The organism is Streptomyces sp. NPDC047117 (assembly GCF_040643545.1).
Taxonomy (GTDB): Bacteria; Actinomycetota; Actinomycetes; order Streptomycetales; family Streptomycetaceae; genus Streptomyces.
Window position 1 is genome coordinate 395777 of the sequence record NZ_JBEYUN010000004.1, and the last position, 18885, is coordinate 414661.

Consider the following 18885-nt stretch of genomic DNA (forward strand, 5'->3'; position numbering starts at 1 on the left):
TAGATCTTTCGACTTTCGAGAAGAGATTCACAGATCATGGCGAACTACACCGCCGCTGACGTCAAGAAGCTCCGTGAGCTCACCGGCGCCGGCATGATGGACTGCAAGAAGGCGCTGGACGAGGCCGAGGGCAACGTCGACAAGGCCGTCGAGGCGCTGCGCATCAAGGGCCAGAAGGGCGTCGCCAAGCGCGAGGGCCGGTCCGCCGAGAACGGCGCCGTCGTCTCCCTCATCGCCGACGACAACACCGCCGGTGTCATCGTCGAGCTGAAGTGCGAGACGGACTTCGTCGCCAAGGGTGACAAGTTCCAGGCCGTCGCCAAGCAGATCGCCGAGCACGTCGCCGCCACCAAGCCGGCCGACATCCAGGCCCTGCTCGCCTCCGAGATCGAGGCCGGCAAGACCGTCCAGGCGTTCGTCGACGAGGCCAACGCGAACCTCGGCGAGAAGATCGTCCTGGACCGCTTCGCGCAGTTCAACGACGGCTTCGTGACCGCGTACATGCACCGCACCATGCCCGACCTGCCCCCGCAGATCGGCGTCCTCGTCGAGCTCGACAAGGAGAACGCCGAGGTCGCCAAGGGCATCGCGCAGCACATCGCCGCGTTCGCGCCGAAGTACCTGTCCCGCGAGGACGTGCCGGCCGACGTCGTCGAGGCCGAGCGCCGCGTCGCCGAGGAGACCACGCGTGCGGAGGGCAAGCCCGAGGCTGCCCTGCCGAAGATCGTCGAGGGTCGCGTCAACGGCTTCTTCAAGGAGGCGACGCTGCTCGGTCAGCCGTACGCCCTCGACAACAAGAAGTCCGTCGAGAAGGTCCTCCAGGAGGCCGGTGTCACCCTGAAGCGCTTCGCGCGCATCAAGGTCGGCATCTGAGTCGAGCCGAAACCCTGCCGCCGGGCCACGGCCTTCAGGGCCGGGCCTGTCGCAGGGCAGCGAATGACCCGCGGCCCCGCTAGGGTCGTACGCAGTCGGCCGCTCACCGGCCGGCCGCAGATGTGACGAGGAGGCCATTGCCGCACAGGGATCTGACCAGTTCCCCGGCAATGGCCTTCTTCGTATGTGCACGAGGAGAGCGCAATGAATCACGGTGCCGACGGCGCGGACAAAGCCCACAAAAAGGGGAAGGGCCGCTTCCTGCTGAAGCTTTCGGGGGAGGCGTTCGCCGGCGGCGGAGGTCTGGGTGTCGACCCGGACGTCGTGCACGCCATCGCCCGTGAGATCTCGGCCGTGGTCAGTGACGGGTACGAGATCGCCATCGTGATCGGCGGCGGCAACTTCTTCCGCGGCGCCGAGCTGCAGCAGCGCGGCATGGACCGCGCCCGCAGCGACTACATGGGCATGCTCGGCACGGTCATGAACTGCCTGGCCCTCCAGGACTTCCTGGAGAAGGAGGGCATCGACTGCCGCGTGCAGACCGCCATCACCATGGGCCAGGTCGCCGAGCCGTACATCCCGCTGCGCGCCATCCGCCACCTGGAGAAGGACCGCGTGGTCATCTTCGGTGCGGGCATGGGCATGCCGTACTTCTCCACCGACACCACTGCCGCCCAGCGCGCTCTGGAGATCGACGCGCAGGCCATGCTGATGGGCAAGAACGGGGTCGACGGCGTCTACGACTCCGACCCCAAGAAGAACCCCGACGCGGTGAAGTTCGACGCGCTGGAGTACGGCGAGGTCATCACCCGCGACCTGAAGGTCGCCGATGCCACCGCCATCACGCTGTGCCGGGACAACAAGCTTCCGATCCTCGTCTTCGAGCTGCTCGCAGAGGGCAATATCGCGCGCGCCGTGAAGGGTGAGAAGATCGGCACGCTCGTCAGCGATCAGGGCACCAGGGCCTGACGGCCCGCACCGCCGCGATCCGTACGGGCAGCAGGTGTCCGTACGATCCGTACGGGCATCCCGTGCCCGTCCGTACGATCCGTAGGGGCAGCACGTGCCGGCCGTACGAGCCGTACGGGAAGCACGCGTTCGCCGGTACGAGACGTACGGACGGCAGCCCGTACGCGCGGCAACTCCCGGCCGTGGGAAGACCACGGCACGGGGATGGACAACCGCCTGCCGGTCGGACACCGTGCAGGAGAAGACGCGCGCAGGGGCGAGGCTCTGCTTCTTACGATTAAGACCAGGAGCAAGTGGTGATCGAAGAGATCCTCCTCGAGGCCGAGGAGAAGATGGAGAAGGCCGTCGTGGTCGCCAAGGAGGACTTCGCCGCGATCCGCACCGGGCGTGCGCACCCGGCGATGTTCAACAAGATCGTGGCGGACTACTACGGTGCCTTGACGCCGATCAACCAGCTGGCGTCGTTCTCGGTGCCCGAACCGCGGATGGCCGTGGTGACCCCGTTCGACAAGAGCGCGCTGCGCAACATCGAGCAGGCCATCCGGGACTCCGACCTCGGCGTCAACCCGAGCAACGACGGCAACATCATTCGCGTGAACTTCCCCGAGCTCACCGAAGAGCGCCGCAAGGAGTTCATCAAGGTCGCCAAGAACAAGGCCGAGGACGCGAAGATCTCGATCCGCAGCATCCGCCGCAAGGCCAAGGAGACCCTCGACAAGCTCGTCAAGGACAAGGAGACCGGCGAGGACGAGGTGCGCCGCGCCGAGAAGGAGCTCGACGACACCACCGCGAAGTACGTCGCGCAGGTGGACGAGCTGCTCAAGCACAAGGAATCCGAGCTGCTCGAGGTCTGATGAACGAGTCATCCTGGGGGGCCCGCCCCACGCCCTCGGCAGGCGGGACCCCACCCGGCGCCGGTCCGTGGCCACCTGGCACCGTACCGGCAGCCCCGTCGGCGGGTCCCGTGCACGACCGGGCCGCGGCAGCGCAGACTCGGCCCATGCCCACCGTGCCCGACGCAGGCGGAGACCAGGACGACCACCGGGACGAACGGGGGGCCGCTCGGCTGAGTGGCCCCCTCTTCCACGATGACCAGCACCGGGAACCCATGCCCACAACCCCGCCGGCACCGGACGACAGCCCCTCCCCGGAGAAGCCGGCGAAGAAGAGCGCGGGCCGCAACCTGCGGGCCGCCATAGGGGTGGGCGTCGGCCTCGGCGTGATCATCGTGCTCTCGCTGTTCGTCTACAAGCCCGTCTTCGTGGGCGTCGTCGCGGTCGCCGTGGTCGTCGGGCTCTGGGAGCTGACCTCCCGGCTCGCGGAGCGCAAGGACATCCGCGTGCCCCTGGTGCCGCTCGCGGTCGGCGGTACGGCCATGGTCGTCGCCGGATACGTACGCGGGGCCGAGGGCGCCTGGGTGGCCATGGCGCTCACCGCGCTCGCGGTCCTCGTCTGGCGCATGACGGAGGCTCCGGACAACTACCTCCGGGACGTCACGGCAGGCGTCTTCGCGGCGTTCTACGTGCCGTTCCTGGCGACGTTCGTGGCCCTGATGCTCGCGGCGGACGCGGACGGGCCGCAGCGGGTACTGACCTTCCTGCTGCTCACGGTCGTCAGCGACACCGGCGCGTACGCCGTCGGCTGGCGCTTCGGCCGCACGAAGCTCGCTCCCCGCATCAGCCCCGGCAAGACCCGCGAGGGCCTGGTCGGCGCGGTGGCCTTCGCCATGGCGGCGGGCGCGCTGTGCATGGAGTTCCTCATCGAGAACGGCGCGTGGTGGCAGGGCCTGCTCCTGGGCCTCGCCGTCGCCGCCAGCGCCACCCTCGGCGACCTCGGCGAGTCCATGATCAAGCGGGACCTGGGCATCAAGGACATGGGCACCCTGCTGCCCGGCCACGGCGGCATCATGGACCGCCTGGACTCCCTGCTGCCCACGGCCCCGGTGGTCTGGCTCCTCCTGGTCCTCTTCGTGGGCACGGGCTGACGCGCCTCCTCGCTCCACCCCACAGGCCCCCGCGCGAGCTGCGCGGGGGCCTGTGAGCGTCGGGTACGCATCCCTGCCCGCGGTTCTCCGCGGTCCGGGGCCGTGCCGTCACACGGACAAGGGGACCGGGTGGATCTCATCGGCCCGGTGACCGGCGCGTTCGTGGATGCGCTGGACCGCGTCGGCCGAGGGTGCCTCGGAGAGGCAGTAGACCGTGCCGGACCCCGGATCCGCCCAGGCCTTCTCGAAGTGGACGCCTTCTTCCTTCTCGATGTCGAGATCGGCCTGGTGGGCCTGTCGCAGCTGGTCGGCCGTGAGGTCCTTCATTCCGTGGTGGACGTCCATGAACTGGGCCATGACGCTGCGCCTCCTTCCGGCTCGCGCGTCCCGCCGCCGAGATGCGCCGAGCCCGCGTACCGGCTCCGTCACCTCCATCGTCTGCCCGTACGCCCGCAGCGGCGACCGGACGGCCCACGGTCGGGAGGCGCCCGGCGCTACGGCGGGGTGACGGCCCCCACCCTTCTCCCGCCCGGGGCGCCCTCGATGATCTGCCACACTGGACGGACCATGCCTGCACCTGGAGAACTTACTTTTGTCGCGCCGCGGGGGGCCAAGAAGCCGCCGCGGCATCTTGCCGATCTCACGCCTGCCGAGCGCAAGGAGGCCGTGGCGGCGATCGGGGAGAAGCCGTTCCGCGCCAAGCAGCTTTCGCAGCACTACTTCGCGCGGTACGCGCACGACCCGGAGCAGTGGACGGACATCCCGGCCGCGGCGCGGGAGAAGCTCGCGGCCGAGATGCTGCCGGAGCTGATGAGTGTGGTGCGGCACATCTCGTGCGACGACGACCAGACCCGGAAGACGCTGTGGAAGCTCTTCGACGGGACGCTGGTCGAGTCGGTGCTGATGCGGTACCCGGACCGGGTCACGATGTGCATCTCCTCGCAGGCCGGGTGCGGCATGAACTGCCCGTTCTGTGCGACGGGGCAGGCGGGGCTGGACCGGAACCTGTCGACCGCCGAGATCGTTCATCAGATCGTCGACGGTATGCGGGCGCTCCGGGACGGGGAGATCCCGGGCGGGCCGGCGCGGCTGTCGAACATTGTTTTCATGGGCATGGGCGAGCCGCTTGCCAACTACAACCGGGTGACGGGGGCCATCCGGCGGCTGACCGACCCCGAGCCGGACGGGCTGGGGCTGTCGCAGCGGGGGATCACCGTGTCCACGGTGGGGCTGGTGCCGGCGATGCTGCGCTTCGCCGACGAGGGCTTCAAGTGCCGGCTGGCGGTCTCGCTGCACGCGCCGGACGACGAGCTGCGGGACACGCTCGTGCCGGTGAACACGCGCTGGAAGGTGCGTGAGGTGCTGGACGCGGCGTGGACGTACGCGGAGAAGTCCGGGCGCCGTATCTCGATCGAGTACGCGCTGATCCGGGACATCAACGACCAGGCGTGGCGGGGTGACCTGCTCGGGCGGCTGCTCAAGGGGAAGCGGGTGCATGTGAACCTGATTCCGCTGAACCCCACCCCCGGCTCGAAGTGGACCGCCTCCCGGCCCGAGGACGAGAAGGCGTTCGTCGAGGCGATCGCGGCGCACGGCGTGCCGGTGACGGTGCGCGACACCCGTGGGCAGGAGATCGACGGCGCGTGCGGCCAGCTCGCGGCCTCGGAGCGCTGACGGACCTAGGGAGCACGTGGAAGCACGTGGGCCCTCGGAAGGGCGGCGGCGCGCTGGTACCGTGGCGTCGAACGTTCGTACATCACCTATCACGCACACCATCCGACAGGGGAGCGCCACAGCGCTGAGAGTGCGAGCAGTGAAGCCGATGCCGCTGCCGCAGACCCTTGAACCTCGCCCGGGTCATTCCGGGTAGGAAGTTCGGTCTCCTCATGCTGTTGCGCCCTGCCCGCGGCTCCGGTCCACCTGACGCCGCGGGCGGGGCCGCGTCTCTTCCTGGCCAGCCAGGAGGAATGAATCAGTGAGCACCATCAGGAACGCCGTGGTGGCGGCCGTCGCCGTCGCGGTGGGCGGTACGGCGCTGGCCGGCTGCGGTACGTCCGGCGGCGGGTCGGCCGACACCAAGACCGTCAAGCTCGTCTCGCACGACTCCTTCGCCGTCTCGAAGTCCGTGCTGGCCGAGTTCGAGCGGCGCAGCGGCTACAAGGTGCAGATGGTCAAGGGCGGCGACGCCGGTAAGGCCGTCAACCAGGCGGTACTGACCAAGGGCAACCCGCAGGGCGACGTCTTCTTCGGCATCGACAACACGCTGCTCTCCCGCGGGCTGGACGAGGGGCTGTTCACGCCGTACAAGGCCAAGGGGCTGGCCGGGGTGCCGGAGAAGCTGCAGCTGGACAAGGCGCAGCACCGCGTGACGCCCGTCGACTACGGCGACACCTGCGTGAACTACGACAAGGCGTACTTCAAGAAGCACCGGATCGCGCCGCCGAAGACCTTCGACGACCTTCTGAAGCCCGAGTACAAGGGGCTGCTGGTCACCGAGAATCCGGCCACGTCGTCGCCGGGGCTGGCCTTCCAGCTCGGCACCATCGCGCGATATGGCAAGGCCGGCTGGCAGGACTACTGGAAGAAGCTCAAGGCCAACGGCGTCGAGGCCGTCGACGGCTGGGAGCAGGCGTACTACGAGCGGTTCTCCGGTTCCGGGGGCGGTGGCGGCAAGGGCGACAAGCCGCTGGTCGTCTCGTACGCCTCCAGCCCGCCGGCCGAGGTGATGGACAAGAAGCCGGCCCCGAAGGAGGCGCCGACCGGCGTCGCCACCGGTACCTGCTTCCGGCAGATCGAGTTCGCCGGACTGCTGAAGGGCGCGGCGAACGAGAAGGGCGGCAAGGCGCTGCTGGACTTCCTGATCAGCAAGGAGTTCCAGGAGGACATGCCGCTGCAGATGTTCGTGAACCCGGCCGTCGAGGACGCGAAGGTGCCCGAACTGTTCACCGAGTACGGGCAGAAGATCGACGACCCGAAGACGGTGGCGCCCGAGGAGATCAGCAAGAACCGCGAACAGTGGATCAAGCAGTGGTCGTCGCTCGTGCTGAAGTAGAGGGCGGAGGAGCCACGGCTGCACCCCCGCCGGGGGTGGCGCCCCCCACCCGTGCCGGTGGCACCCGCGCCACGGTGACCCGACTGGCGCTGATGGCCCTGCCGTTCGGCTTCTTCGTTCTCTTCTTCGCCTACCCGGTGATCACCATCGTCGGGCGGGGGCTGCGGGAGGGCGGCAGCTGGCAGTGGGGGCGGGCGGCGGACGTGCTCGGCGACCCCGACCTGCTGCACGTGCTGTGGTTCACCGTCTGGCAGGCGGCGGCCTCCACAGCACTCACGCTGCTGATCGCGCTCCCGGGCGCGTACGTCTTCGCGCGCTTCGAGTTCCCCGGAAAGAGGTTGCTGCGGGCGGTCGTCACCGTGCCGTTCGTGCTGCCCACCGTCGTCGTCGGTTCCGCCTTCCTCGCGCTCGTGGGCCGCGGCGGGCTCCTGGACGACCTCTGGGGCGTACGGCTGGACACCTCGGTCTGGGCGATCCTGCTCGCGCACGTCTTCTTCAACTACGCGGTCGTCGTACGGACCGTCGGCGGGCTCTGGGGCGCCCTGGACCCGCGGCAGGAGGAGGCAGCGCGGGTGCTGGGCGCCGGGCGGTTCGCGGCCTGGCGGCAGGTGACCCTGCCCGCGCTCGCGCCCGCCGTGGCCGCCGCCGCGCTGATGGTCTTCCTCTTCACCTTCACCTCGTTCGGCATCGTGCAGATCCTCGGGGGGCCGCGCTACGCCACCCTCGAAGTGGAGATCTACCGGCAGACCGCCGACTTCCTGGACCTGCCGACCGCAGCGGTGCTCACCCTGCTCCAGTTCGCCGCGGTCCTCGCCCTCCTCGGGCTGCACGCGTGGACGGTCCGGCGCCGCGAGAGCGCGCTGAGGCTCGTGGACGCGGCGCACACGGCGCGCCGGCCGCGCGGGGCCGGGCAGTGGGCGCTGCTGTGGAGCACGCTCGCCGTGATCGTCGTCCTGCTGGTGCTGCCGCTGGCCGTACTGGTCGAGCGGTCCTTCGCCGGGCCCGACGGCCACGGCCCGGCCTTCTACCGGGCGCTGCAGGCCGCGGCCGGTGCCGACTCGACGTTCACCGTGCCGCCGCTGACGGCCCTGTGGAACTCGCTGGCGTACGGGGTGGCCGCGACCGCGATCGCCGTCGTCGTCGGCGGGCTCGCCGCGGCGGCGCTGGCGCGGCGGGGCGGCGGCCGGCTCGTCCGCGGCTTCGACGCGCTGCTCATGCTGCCGCTCGGCGTCTCCGCCGTGACCGTCGGCTTCGGCTTCCTGATCTCGCTGGACGAGCCGCCGCTGGACCTGCGCGCCTCGTGGTGGCTGGTGCCGTTGGCGCAGGCTCTCGTGGGCGTGCCCTTCGTCGTACGGACCATGCTGCCGGTGCTGCGTGCGGTGGACGGGCGGCTGCGGGAGGCCGCCGCGGTGCTGGGGGCCGCGCCCTGGCAGGTGTGGCGCGAGGTGGACCTGCCGCTGGTGCGGCGGGCGCTGCTCATCGCGGCCGGCTTCGCCTTCGCCGTGTCGCTCGGCGAGTTCGGCGCGACGGTGTTCATCGCGAGCCCGGACCGGCCCACCCTGCCGGTGGCCGTGGCCCGGCTGCTGGGCCGCGCGGGGGAGCTCAACTACGGGCAGGCGATGGCCCTGTCGACGATTCTGATGGTGGTGTGCGCGGCGGCGCTGCTGGTGCTGGAGCGGGTACGCACCGACCGGACGGGAGAGTTCTAGGTGACCGAAAACCCGGCGGAGGGTTCCGCCGCGTCCGCCGAACGCGCCCCGTCCGGGGCGCCGTTGCTGCGGCTCGGCGGCCTCACCGTGCGCTTCGGGGCGCACACCGCGCTGGACACGGTGGGGCTGGACGTCGCCGAGCACGAGACGGTGTGCGTCCTCGGCCCCAGTGGCAGCGGCAAGTCCACCCTGCTGCGGGTGATCGCCGGGTTGCAGCAGGCCGACGCGGGAGAGGTCGTACTGGACGGCCGGGACCTGCGTACCGTGCCGACCCACCGGCGCGGCGTCGGGCTGATGTTCCAGGACCACCAGCTCTTCCCGCAGCGCGACGTGGCGGGCAACGTCGCCTTCGGGCTGCGCATGCGGGGCACGGCGCGCGCCGAGCGGGAGCGCAAGGTCGCCGAACTGCTCGATCTGGTGGGCCTCCCCGGCGCCGGGCGCCGTGCCGTCGGCTCGCTCTCCGGCGGCGAGCAGCAGCGCGTCGCGCTGGCCAGAGCGCTGGCCCCCGGGCCCCGGCTGCTCATGCTGGACGAGCCGCTCGGGCAGCTCGACCGCGGCCTGCGCGAACGCCTCGTGGTCGAACTGCGGCGGCTCTTCGAAGAGCTGGGGACGACCGTCCTGGCGGTCACGCACGACCAGGGCGAGGCCTTCGCGCTCGCCGACCGGGTCGTGATCATGCGGGACGGACGGATCGCGCAGGCCGGAACGCCGCTGGACGTGTGGCAGCGCCCCGCCGACGAGTTCGTCGCGCGCTTCCTCGGCTTCGACAACGTCGTACCGGCCACGGTCACCGGCGAGGCCGCCGACACGGCCTGGGGGAAGGTGCCGGTCCCGGACGGTACGGGGGAGGGCGCCTGCCGCCTCCTCGTCCGCCCCGCCGGCGTCCGCCCGGTGCCGCTCCACGAGGGCCTGCCCTGCACCGTCGCGGCGCGCACCTTCCGCGGTACGCACGTCGCGCTGCGCCTGCGTCCGGCGGCCGGCCCCGAACTCGACGCGGCCTGCCCCCTCGCGTCGGCGCCGGAGGTGGGCGCGCGGGTGGGCGCGGCGTTCACGGCGAGCGACGTGGTGGTCCTGCCGGCGGAGGACTGACCCTGGCGGAGGGCCCCTCCTTCGGAGGCCGGGCCTCCGGCCCCGTCCCTCCCGTGAAGTCGAGCCGGGCCCCCCTCGGCCGGGCCGGGCGCCCGGGACTCCCGGAGCAGGCCACCCCGAGCGGCCCCCGGAGTCTCAGCCCCCCAGCGGCCCCGCTGCCAGGTGGGCGACGCCGCCCGTGACCGCCGCGAGGACGACGACGAGGACGGACGCGCGGAGCGCCGCGGCGCGGCGGAGGAGGCCGGCGGGGGTGCCGAGGCGGCGCAGCGCCTCGGTCGTGGCGGAGCGGGCGGTACGGGACTCCGCCACGGTGATCAGGACGCACAGCGCCGTGCAGGCGAGCACCAGGCCGGTGCCGAGCGCGGTGAGCGGCCCGAAGGAGGCGCGGCCGTCGTGGCCGTGCAGGGCGAACGCGCCGGGGCCGTACACCACGTACCCGGCGTAGCCGCCGGAAGCGGCCGCCATCAGGACGCCGAGCGGGCGACCCACCCGGCGGGACTCCTCCTGCAGCACCCGGCCGGCCAGCAGCCGCACCGCGCCGCTGCGGCCCATGCCCAGCACGCGCCCGATGAGGTGGACCAGCCCGGGCGCGGCCAGCACCAGGCCGGCCGCCGACAGCAGCCAGCCGGTCACCACGCCCGCCTCGCCGGTGACCAGCCCGCCGGGCAGCCGCAGCAGCCGGGCGCCGGGGCCGGTGTGGCCTGCCGCGTAGACCTCCAGGGCGAGTCCGGCAGCGGTGAGCGCGATGCCCCAGGGAAGTCCGGCGGGGGTGGCGCCGGCGGTACGGGGCGGGTCGTCGGCGCACGGCGCGGACGGCTCGTTCCGGCCCGGGCGGAGCACCACGGCGGTCGCGACGCCGGCCACCACGGGGACCGCGGCGAGCAGCACGCCGACCGCGGCGTACGGGAGCGGGTCGCGGCCGAGCAGCGCCTCGGGGCCCACCGGCGCGCCGCCCAGGGCGCCCCGCAGCCGCAGGAAGGCCAGCAGGCCCAGCAGGCTGCCCAGGACGCAGCCGAGCACGGTCGTGGCGGCGGCGATCAGCGTGAGCCGGACCGGGCCGAGCCCGGCGGCCGTCATGCCGTCGTGCAGCCGGGCGGCCGGATCCGTACGGGCCACGGCGACGGCGAGCTGCGCGGTGGCGGCGAGCGGGATCAGGCACCAGGCCAGCCGCAGCGCCGATCCGGCGCTGTCGCCCGGTGTGTCGACGGCGTGGCCGAGCGTGGCGAGCAGCAGGAAGGCCGTGCCGGCCGCCGCCGCGACGACCAGCAGGCGGCGCACGTGCACCGCCGGACGGGCGCCCCGGCCTAGACGGAGAGCGAGCACTCTTCCCTGCCTTCCGTCTCTGCGGGGCCCTCGGCCTGGCCCGCGGCGGCCCGCCGGCCGTCCAGCAGGGCGAGGGTGCGGTCGGCGAGCGTGGTCGCCTCCGCTTCCTGGGTGGCCAGTACGACGCTGATGGCGTGGGAGCGGGCGGCGTTGACGATCGTCCGGAGCACCTGGGCGGCGTCGGCGCGGTGCAGCGGCGCCGTCGGCTCGTCGGCGAACAGCACCTGCGGGGCGACGGCCAGCGCGCGGGCCACGGCCACGCGCTGCTGCTGCGCCCGGTCCAGGGCCGCCGGCCGCCGTTTGGCGCAGTCCGCGACGTCCAGCCGCTCCAGCCACTCGGTGGCGGCCTGTTGCGCCGCCCGGTGGCCCTCGCCGCGCACCAGGAGCGGCAGCGCGGCGTTCTCCCGGGCGGTCAGCTCGGGGACGAGCCGGGGCTCGGTGCCGACCCAGCCGAAACGGTCCAGCCGGAGCCGCTCCCGGCTGGTCGCGGAGAGGGTGTGGACCGGGTGACTGTTGAACCAGACCTCGCCGCTGTCGGCGACGAGCTGCCCGGAAAGGCACTTCAGGAGCGTGGTCTTGCCGCTGCCGCGCGGACCGGTGACGGCCAGGATCTCCCCTTCGCGCACACCGAGCGAGATGCCGGTGAGTGCGGGGCTCTGACCGTGGGCGTGGTGCAGTCCGCGAGCCCATAGAACGTCGTTGTCGGGCGGGGCCACCATCTGCGCACCTCGTGCTCGCTCGCGTCCTTCGTTCCCCTGACCGGGTGAACGACCATGGAGGGTATCGGTCACAAGCACGGTAGGTACTGCCGGGTCCCGCCATTCACCGGTCAGCACGGAAGACGGCCGAGGTTCACTCATATGGCTTGAAATGAGTGACCTCGGCCGCCGGTTGTTCCGTTGTGCGTCCCCTTTTCGGGGACCGCCGCGAGCAGGTCGGGCGGAGCGGGTTCCGTGGCCCCGCTCCGCCCGTTCCCTCCGGTGAGGGCCGGAGGGACAGCTCGGTACCGCGGATCAGAGCTTCGCCCAGGCCTCCGTGAGGACGCCGCGCAGGATCTGCTCGATCTCGTCGAACACCGTCTGGTCCGCGATCAGCGGCGGGGCCAGCTGGATGACCGGGTCGCCGCGGTCGTCGGCGCGGCAGTACAGGCCGGCGTCGAACAGCGCCTTCGAGAGGAAGCCGTACAGGACGCGCTCGGTCTCCTCGTCGTTGAACGACTCCTTGGTGACCTTGTCCTTGACCAGCTCGATGCCGTAGAAGAAGCCGTTGCCGCGGACGTCGCCGACGATCGGCAGGTCGTGCAGCTTCTGCAGCGTCGAGGAGAAGTTGCCCTCGTTCTCCAGGACGTGCTTGTTCAGGCCCTCGCGCTCGAAGATCTCGAAGTTCCCCAGCGCCACGGCCGAGGAGACCGGGTGGCCGCCGAAGGTGTAGCCGTGCAGGAAGGTGTTGTCACCCTGGTAGAACGGCTCGGCCAGGCGGTCGGAGATGATGCAGGCGCCGATCGGGGAGTAGCCCGAGGTCATGCCCTTGGCGCAGGTGATCATGTCCGGGACGTAGCCGAACTTGTCGCACGCGAACATCGTGCCGAGGCGGCCGAAGGCGCAGATGACCTCGTCCGAGACGAGCAGCACGTCGTACTGGTCGCAGATCTCGCGGACCCGCTGGAAGTACCCGGGCGGCGGCGGGAAGCAGCCACCGGCGTTCTGCACCGGCTCCAGGAACACCGCGGCGACGGTCTCCGGGCCCTCGAAGAGGATCTGCTGCTCGATCTGGTCGGCGGCCCAGCGGCCGAAGGCCTCGGGGTCGTCGCCGTGGATCGGGGCGCGGTAGATGTTGGTGTTCGGCACCTTGTGCGCGCCGGGGACCAGCGGCTCGAAGGGGGCCTTCAGGCCGGGCAGACCGGTGATGGACAGGGCGCCCTGCGGGGTGCCGTGGTAGGCCACCGCGCGGGATATGACCTTGTGCTTCATCGGCTTGCCGGTGAGCTTGAAGTACTGCTTGGCGAGCTTCCAGGCGGTCTCGACCGCCTCGCCGCCGCCGGTGGTGAAGAAGACCTTGTTCAGGTCGCCGGGGGCGTAGTGCGCCAGGCGCTCGGAAAGCTCGACGGCCTTGGGGTGGGCGTAGGACCACACCGGGAAGAAGGCGAGCTCCTGGGCCTGCTTGGACGCGGTCTCGGCCAGCTCGACACGGCCGTGGCCGGCGTTGACCACAAAGAGGCCGGCGAGGCCGTCGATGTAGCGCTTGCCCTTGTCGTCGTAGATGTTCGTGCCTTCACCGCGGACGATGGTCGGCACGGGGGCGTTCTCGTACGACGACATGCGGGTGAAGTGCATCCACAGGTGGTCGTACGCCGTCTTGGAAAGGTCGGCGCTCATGGTTATCGCGTTCCCCAGGTATAGGTCTGCTTCTTGAGCTTCATGTAGACGAAGCTCTCGGTGGTGCGCACGCCGGGAAGCGTGCGGATGCGCTTGTTGATCACGTCCAGGAGGTGATCGTCGTCCTCGCAGACGACCTCGATCAGCAGATCGAAGGAACCGGCGGTGACGACGCAGTACTCGACCTCGGACATGCCCGTGAGGGCCTCTGCCACGGGATCGACGTCGCCCTCGACGTTGATTCCGACCATTGCCTGCCGCCGGAAACCGACCGTGAGGGGGTCGGTGACGGCGACGATCTGCATCACACCCTGGTCGAGCAGCTTCTGTACGCGTTGCCGTACGGCCGCCTCGGACAGGCCCACGGCCTTGCCGATCGCGGCGTACGGACGGCGCCCGTCCTCCTGGAGCTGCTCAATGATCGCCAGGGAGACGGAGTCGATCGACGGAGTGCCGCTTCTGTCACGGGTGGCCATGCCCATCACTGTGCACGAGCCTCGTCCGTCGCGCAACCCCGATTCGGCGAAATCAGTTGTTCACTGAAGTCAATGCCACGGATTCCGTTGTTACTGGCGCGTGGGTATGTCGAAAACGGGGCTCGCATGGTTAGGGTGGGCATCTCATCCACCGGACACCAAGCACCGGTCATCTGACACCGGACACCTGACAGGAGGGGTCGCACGTGACCACCGAACTGCGTCGTCTGCGCAACTACATCGACGGGGAGTTCCGGGACGCCGCCGACGGCCGCACCACGGACGTGGTCAACCCGGCGACGGGCGAGGTGTACGCCACCGCCGCGCTGTCGGCCGCCGCCGACGTCGACGCCGCGATGGCCGCGGCCGAGGCCGCCTTCCCGGCCTGGCGCGACCTGATCCCCGCCGAGCGCCAGAAGGTGCTCCTCAAGATCGCCGACCGCTTCGAGGAGCGCGCCGAGGAACTGATCGCCGCCGAGTCCGAGAACTGCGGCAAGCCGATCGCCCTCGTACGCTCCGAGGAGATCCCGCCGATGGTGGACCAGATCCGCTTCTTCGCCGGTGCGGCGCGGATGCTGGAGGGCCGCTCGGCGGGCGAGTACATGGAGGGCCTGACCTCCATCATCCGGCGCGAGCCGGTCGGCGTCTGCGCCCAGGTCGCGCCCTGGAACTACCCGATGATGATGGCGGTGTGGAAGTTCGCGCCGGCCCTGGCGGCGGGCAACACCGTCGTCATCAAGCCCTCGGACACCACCCCGGCGTCCACGGTCCTCATCGGCGAGATCATCGGCGACGTGCTGGCGGAGCTCGGCCACTCCAAGGCCGTCTTCAACGTCGTCTGCGGTGACCGCGAGACCGGCCGCCTGATGGTCGAGCACAAGACCCCGGCGATGGCCTCCATCACCGGTTCCGTGCGGGCCGGCATGCAGGTCGCCGAGTCCGCCTCCAAGGACCTCAAGCGGGTCCACCTGGAGCTGGGCGGCAAGGCGCCGGTCGTGGTCTTCGAGGACACCGACATCGCCAAGGCCGTCGAGGAGATCTCCACCGCCGGTTACTTCAACGCGGGCCAGGACTGTACGGCCGCGACCCGCGTGCTCGTCCAGGAGTCCATCCACGACGAGTTCGTGACCGCGCTCGCCAAGGCGGCTGCGGACACCAAGACCGGCGCGGTCGACGACGAGGACGTGCTCTACGGCCCGCTGAACAACGCCAACCAGCTCAAGCAGGTCAAGGGCTTCATCGAGCGCCTGCCCGCGCACGCCAAGATCGAGGCGGGCGGTCAGCAGGTCGGCGAGAAGGGCTACTTCTTCGCCCCGACCGTCGTCTCCGGCCTCAAGCAGGACGACGAGATCATCCAGCAGGAGGTCTTCGGCCCGGTCATCACCGTCCAGTCCTTCACCGACGAGGACCAGGCCACCGAGTGGGCCAACGGCGTGGAGTACGCGCTCGCCTCCTCGGTGTGGACCAAGGACCACGCCCGCGCCATGCGGATGTCCAAGAAGCTCGACTTCGGCTGCGTGTGGATCAACACCCACATCCCGCTCGTCGCCGAGATGCCGCACGGCGGCTTCAAGAAGTCCGGCTACGGCAAGGACCTCTCCGCCTACGGCTTCGAGGACTACACCCGCGTCAAGCACGTCATGACCTCGCTGGACGGCTGACGACCGACATCGTCGGCCGGAAGTCGGGTGCCGTGCGGGGCACCTGACACACCGTCGCGGGCCGGGGCCCGGCAGCAGACGATCTGTCTGTTGCCGCCCCGGCCCGCGACGCGTGAGAGTCCTCACATGGATGGTCTTTCGCGGCGTGCGCTGCTCAGAGGTGTCGGTTCGGTCGGATTTCTGGCGGCGGCCGCGGGGTGCGGCGTACCGCCCGCGTACGTACGGGCCGGTCAGCGCGGCGCCCCCGACCGTTCGGCCGCCGACAAGGCCCTCACCTTCGCCAACTGGCCGCTGTACATCGATGTCGACGACCACGACAAGCAGAAGCGGCCCACCCTGGACGCGTTCGAGAAGCGCACCGGGATATCCGTGACGTACACCGAAGAGATCAACGACAACGACGAGTTCTTCGGGAAGATCAGCCCTGCGCTGATGAACCACCAGCCCACCGGGCGCGACCTCATCGTCATCAGCGACTGGATGTGCTCGCGCTTCGTACGGCTCGGCTGGGTCCAGGAGATGGACCGGGACCGCCAGCCGCATGTCGCGAAGCACCTGGACCCGCTGCTGCTCAAGCCGTCGTTCGACCCGGGCCGCACGCACTGCGTCCCCTGGCAGTCCGGGATCACCGGCATCGCCTACAACCGCAAGAAGCTCGGCCGGGAGATCAAGCACACCGGCGATCTGTGGGCGGACGACCTGCGCGGCCGGGTCACCCTGCTGGCCGGCATGGACGAGGCGTTCGCGCTGCTCATGCAGGGCGACGGCGTGGACATCACCCGCTGGACGGCGGACGACTTCCACACCATGACCGACCGGATCGCGGCGCTCGTCCGCAAGAAGCACATCCGCCGCTTCACCGGCAACGACTACATCAAGGACCTCTCCTCGGGTGACGTGCTGGCCGCGCAGGCGTACTCCGGCGACGTCATCCAGCTCAAGGCCGACAACCCCGACATCGAGTTCGTGGTCCCCGAGGAGGGCGCCGAACTGTGGTCGGAGAGCCTGATGATCCCCAACCTGGCCGCGCACAAGCGCAACGCGGAACGGCTCGTCGACTACTACTACGAGCCGGAGGTCGCCGCGGAGCTGGCCACCTGGGTCAACTACGTCTGCCCGGTGCCGGCCGCCCGGGACGTGCTCGCCTCGTCGAAGGACGAGGAGACCGCGGCGCTGGCCGAGGACCCGCTGATCTTCCCGGACGACTCGATGCGCGACCGCCTCGCCATCGCCCGGGACATCACGTCGAAGGAGCGCCCGGAGTTCTCCAAGCGGTGGAACGCGCTGGTGGGGCTGTAGGCCGGTGCGGGCGCGGCTCAGCCGCCGGCCGCGGCCGGCGCGATCCGCCGGGTCACCGGGTTCATGCCGTCGCCCTTCGCGTCGGTCGCGTTCACCGAGTGGACGAGGGTGCGCGAGCCGTCCTCGGTGGACGCGATGGCGTTCGCGTACCCGTAGCGCGCGCCGGTCTTGAGCCAGAACACCGTGCCGTCGAGCTCCATGCGCTGCAGGCCCGCGCCGTAGGTGGCGCCCTTGATGTCCGCGGGCGTCGTGAACATCTCCCGCAGCTGCGGCCTCGGCACGACCTGCCCCGCGAAGAGCGCCTTCGTGAAGACCTCCAGATCGCGGGTGCTGGAGATCATGTCGCCCGCCGCGAAGCGGTCCGTCTGGTTCCACTCGGTGACATCGACGAACCTCGTGGTGCCGTCGGCCCGCCGCACCGCCTGGTAGCCGCGAATGTGCGGGCCGTGGATGCGCGGGTCGCCGCCGGGGAAGCCGGCGTCGCGTCGCTGTCGGGCAGCCCGGCGATCGCCGCACGCAGCGCCTCGGCGTCGGGTGCGGTACCAGTGGGGTGGACGGGGCCGGCGGTGGCGTGCGCCGGGCGGGGGTGCGCGAGGGCGGGGGCGATGCCCGCGCCGGTCAGGCCGAGCACGAGGGCGGCGGCGAGGACGGTACGGACGGTGCGGGCGGAAAGGTGCACGACGGGTACTCCGGGTGCCGGGGCGGATGCGCCGTGGTGTGTGCGGCCATCTTCGTGATCACCGGAGACGGTGCGGATCGTCGGCGGGGAGGGCACGGTCCCGGAGAACCGTCGGGGGCAAGCGCCCCCGGGACCAGGAGTGTTGACGGGGACGGCCCCTGGGGGACGCCCGGAGAAGAGAGCCGGGAGCGCTCGGAGTGGCGCGTGCGGCCGGCCGGAGGTGGGGGCCACCCCGGTGGGCCACGGCGCTCCCGGTGCGCACGGGCCCGCCGCGTCGGTGCGTCAGGGGGTGCGCCAGGTGCTGGTGTACGTGTCGATCTCGGCGGCGAGCCGGGACTTGGCCGGGCCGTCCATGAAGGAGGCCTCGACCGCGTTCTTCGCCAGCGCGGCGATGCCCGCCTCGTCCAGCTCCAGCAGCCGCGCGGCCACGCCGTACTCCGTGTTCAGGTCCGTGCCGAACATCGGCGGGTCGTCGCTGTTGATCGTCACCAGCACGCCGGCCGCGACCATCTCCTTGATCGGGTGCTCGTCGAGGGTGCGGACCGCGCGGGTGGCGATGTTGGAGGTCGGGCAGACCTCCAGCGGGATGCGGTGCTCGGCGAGGTGGGCCAGCAGCTTCGGGTCCTGTACGGAGCTGGTGCCGTGGCCGATGCGCTCGGCGCGCAGCTCGTTGAGCGCGTCCCAGACCGTCTCCGGGCCCGTGGTCTCGCCGGCGTGCGGCACGGAGCGCAGGCCCGCGGCGATCGCGCGGTCGAAGTACGGCTTGAACTGCGGGCGGGGCACGCCTATCTCGGGCCCGCCGAGCCCGAACGAGACCAGCCCCTCGGGCTTGAGGTCGCAGGCGATCCGCGCGGTCTCCTCCGCCGACTCCAGCCCCGCCTCGCCGGGGATGTCGAAGCACCAGCGCAGGACGACACCGAGCTCGGACTCGGCGGACTTGCGGGCGTCCTCGATGGCCTCGACGAACGCGGCGTCCGGGATGCCGCGCCGGGTGGAGCTGTACGGGGTGACGGTCAGCTCGGCGTACCGGATGTTCTGCCGCGCCATGTCGCGGGCGACCTCGTACGTCAGCAGGCGCACGTCCTCGGCGTCCCGGATGAGGTCGACGACGGAGAGGTAGACCTGGATGAAGTGCGCGAAGTCCCGGAAGGTGAAGTAGTCCATCAGCGCTTCGGGGTCGGTGGGCACCTTGGAGTCCGGGTGGCGCGCGGCCAGCTCGGCGACGATGCGGGGGGAGGCCGAGCCGACGTGATGGACGTGCAGCTCCGCCTTGGGCAGGCCCGCGATGAATGCGTCGAGATCGGACAACAGTGCCTCCTGGTCGGCGGAGCGTCGGCCGACGGACGCCGGCCGCTCGTCATCGTATGCGGGCGCCCGGCGGCGGGGACGGGGAGGC

General features: G+C 71.0%; 16 protein-coding genes, 1 pseudogene and 1 riboswitch. Of the genes and pseudogenes, 10 read left to right on the forward strand and 7 right to left on the reverse strand.

Annotated features, from left to right (window positions below; all coding sequences use genetic code 11):
- The first annotated feature begins 36 nt into the window (after positions 1 to 36).
- The 4 genes from tsf (at position 37) to ABZ840_RS10345 (ending at position 3826) form a co-directional block, all read left to right on the forward strand.
- Entirely contained in the window at positions 37 to 873 is an 837-nt protein-coding gene (tsf, locus tag ABZ840_RS10330) for a translation elongation factor Ts (protein WP_361556311.1), read from the forward strand.
- 204 nt (positions 874 to 1077) lie between these two features.
- Positions 1078 to 1842, forward strand: coding sequence for a UMP kinase (gene pyrH, locus ABZ840_RS10335; protein ID WP_361556314.1), 765 nt, complete (start codon positions 1078 to 1080; stop codon positions 1840 to 1842).
- A gap of 296 nt (positions 1843 to 2138) precedes the next feature.
- On the forward strand, positions 2139 to 2696 hold the full coding sequence (gene frr, locus ABZ840_RS10340) for a ribosome recycling factor (protein ID WP_361556317.1): 558 nt from the start codon (positions 2139 to 2141) through the stop codon (positions 2694 to 2696).
- Positions 2696 to 3826, forward strand: a complete 1131-nt coding sequence (locus ABZ840_RS10345; protein ID WP_361556320.1) for a phosphatidate cytidylyltransferase — start codon at positions 2696 to 2698, stop codon at positions 3824 to 3826. Before frr ends, ABZ840_RS10345 begins: the two co-directional genes overlap by 1 nt.
- 108 nt (positions 3827 to 3934) lie before the next feature.
- On the opposite strand, the gene ABZ840_RS10350 is transcribed toward ABZ840_RS10345, so the two are convergent.
- Positions 3935 to 4183, reverse strand: a complete 249-nt coding sequence (locus ABZ840_RS10350; RefSeq protein ID WP_361556323.1) for an SCO4226 family nickel-binding protein — start codon at positions 4181 to 4183, stop codon at positions 3935 to 3937.
- A gap of 210 nt (positions 4184 to 4393) precedes the next feature.
- On the opposite strand from ABZ840_RS10350, the gene rlmN reads away from it, so the two are divergent.
- From rlmN to ABZ840_RS10370, 4 genes are all read left to right on the forward strand, one after another.
- Positions 4394 to 5500, forward strand: a complete 1107-nt coding sequence (gene rlmN / locus ABZ840_RS10355; protein WP_361556326.1) for a 23S rRNA (adenine(2503)-C(2))-methyltransferase RlmN — start codon at positions 4394 to 4396, stop codon at positions 5498 to 5500.
- Between the two features lie 97 nt (positions 5501 to 5597).
- Positions 5598 to 5717: riboswitch (TPP riboswitch) on the forward strand.
- Positions 5718 to 5801: 84 nt separating this feature from the next.
- Positions 5802 to 6878: a thiamine ABC transporter substrate-binding protein gene (locus ABZ840_RS10360; protein ID WP_361556329.1), complete on the forward strand. Its 1077-nt coding sequence runs from the start codon at positions 5802 to 5804 to the stop codon at positions 6876 to 6878.
- A gap of 92 nt (positions 6879 to 6970) precedes the next feature.
- Complete coding sequence (locus ABZ840_RS10365) at positions 6971 to 8587, forward strand: iron ABC transporter permease (protein ID WP_361556612.1); 1617 nt, start codon at positions 6971 to 6973, stop codon at positions 8585 to 8587.
- 63 nt (positions 8588 to 8650) lie between these two features.
- Complete coding sequence (locus ABZ840_RS10370; RefSeq protein WP_361556615.1) at positions 8651 to 9676, forward strand: ABC transporter ATP-binding protein; 1026 nt, start codon at positions 8651 to 8653, stop codon at positions 9674 to 9676.
- Between the two features lie 135 nt (positions 9677 to 9811).
- On the opposite strand, the gene ABZ840_RS10375 is transcribed toward ABZ840_RS10370, so the two are convergent.
- The 4 genes from ABZ840_RS10375 to ABZ840_RS10390 form a co-directional block, all read right to left on the reverse strand.
- Complete coding sequence (locus ABZ840_RS10375; protein ID WP_361556332.1) at positions 9812 to 10999, reverse strand: hypothetical protein; 1188 nt, start codon at positions 10997 to 10999, stop codon at positions 9812 to 9814.
- Positions 10981 to 11718, reverse strand: coding sequence for an ATP-binding cassette domain-containing protein (locus tag ABZ840_RS10380; protein ID WP_361556335.1), 738 nt, complete (start codon positions 11716 to 11718; stop codon positions 10981 to 10983). Before ABZ840_RS10380 ends, ABZ840_RS10375 begins: the two co-directional genes overlap by 19 nt.
- Before the next feature lie 294 nt (positions 11719 to 12012).
- Positions 12013 to 13374 carry an aspartate aminotransferase family protein gene (locus tag ABZ840_RS10385; RefSeq protein WP_361556338.1) on the reverse strand — a complete coding sequence of 454 codons (1362 nt, stop codon included), beginning with the start codon at positions 13372 to 13374 and terminating at the stop codon, positions 12013 to 12015.
- A gap of 2 nt (positions 13375 to 13376) precedes the next feature.
- Positions 13377 to 13850: an Lrp/AsnC family transcriptional regulator gene (locus ABZ840_RS10390; protein ID WP_361556341.1), complete on the reverse strand. Its 474-nt coding sequence runs from the start codon at positions 13848 to 13850 to the stop codon at positions 13377 to 13379.
- Between the two features lie 206 nt (positions 13851 to 14056).
- Here ABZ840_RS10390 and ABZ840_RS10395 point away from each other — a divergent pair, with 206 nt between their 5' ends.
- A complete protein-coding gene (locus tag ABZ840_RS10395; protein ID WP_361556344.1) occupies positions 14057 to 15511 on the forward strand; it encodes a gamma-aminobutyraldehyde dehydrogenase in 1455 nt (484 codons plus the stop codon).
- Positions 15512 to 15637: 126 nt separating this feature from the next.
- The gene (locus ABZ840_RS10400) at positions 15638 to 16810 is read left to right on the forward strand and encodes a spermidine/putrescine ABC transporter substrate-binding protein (protein WP_361556347.1); all 1173 of its coding nucleotides are present in this window, start codon (positions 15638 to 15640) and stop codon (positions 16808 to 16810) included.
- A gap of 17 nt (positions 16811 to 16827) precedes the next feature.
- Here ABZ840_RS10400 and ABZ840_RS10405 read toward each other — a convergent pair.
- Positions 16828 to 17289, reverse strand: a pseudogene (locus ABZ840_RS10405) (peptidase); the annotation flags it as partial.
- Positions 17290 to 17771: 482 nt separating this feature from the next.
- Positions 17772 to 18797 carry an adenosine deaminase gene (locus ABZ840_RS10410; RefSeq protein ID WP_361556350.1) on the reverse strand — a complete coding sequence of 342 codons (1026 nt, stop codon included), beginning with the start codon at positions 18795 to 18797 and terminating at the stop codon, positions 17772 to 17774.
- Positions 18798 to 18885 lie beyond the last annotated feature (88 nt).

Excerpts from the sequence above, each read along its gene's own strand:
- tsf (WP_361556311.1), top strand. The coding sequence starts at position 37 with ATGGCGAACTACACCGCCGCTGACGTCAAGAAGCTCCGTGAGCTCACC.
- pyrH (WP_361556314.1), top strand. The coding sequence starts at position 1,078 with ATGAATCACGGTGCCGACGGCGCGGACAAAGCCCACAAAAAGGGGAAG.
- ABZ840_RS10345 (WP_361556320.1), top strand. The coding sequence starts at position 2,696 with ATGAACGAGTCATCCTGGGGGGCCCGCCCCACGCCCTCGGCAGGCGGG.
- ABZ840_RS10350 (WP_361556323.1), bottom strand. The coding sequence starts at position 4,183 with ATGGCCCAGTTCATGGACGTCCACCACGGAATGAAGGACCTCACGGCC.
- rlmN (WP_361556326.1), top strand. The coding sequence starts at position 4,394 with ATGCCTGCACCTGGAGAACTTACTTTTGTCGCGCCGCGGGGGGCCAAG.
- ABZ840_RS10365 (WP_361556612.1), top strand. The coding sequence starts at position 6,971 with ATGGCCCTGCCGTTCGGCTTCTTCGTTCTCTTCTTCGCCTACCCGGTG.
- ABZ840_RS10380 (WP_361556335.1), bottom strand. The coding sequence starts at position 11,718 with ATGGTGGCCCCGCCCGACAACGACGTTCTATGGGCTCGCGGACTGCAC.
- ABZ840_RS10385 (WP_361556338.1), bottom strand. The coding sequence starts at position 13,374 with ATGAGCGCCGACCTTTCCAAGACGGCGTACGACCACCTGTGGATGCAC.
- ABZ840_RS10390 (WP_361556341.1), bottom strand. The coding sequence starts at position 13,850 with ATGGCCACCCGTGACAGAAGCGGCACTCCGTCGATCGACTCCGTCTCC.
- ABZ840_RS10400 (WP_361556347.1), top strand. The coding sequence starts at position 15,638 with ATGGATGGTCTTTCGCGGCGTGCGCTGCTCAGAGGTGTCGGTTCGGTC.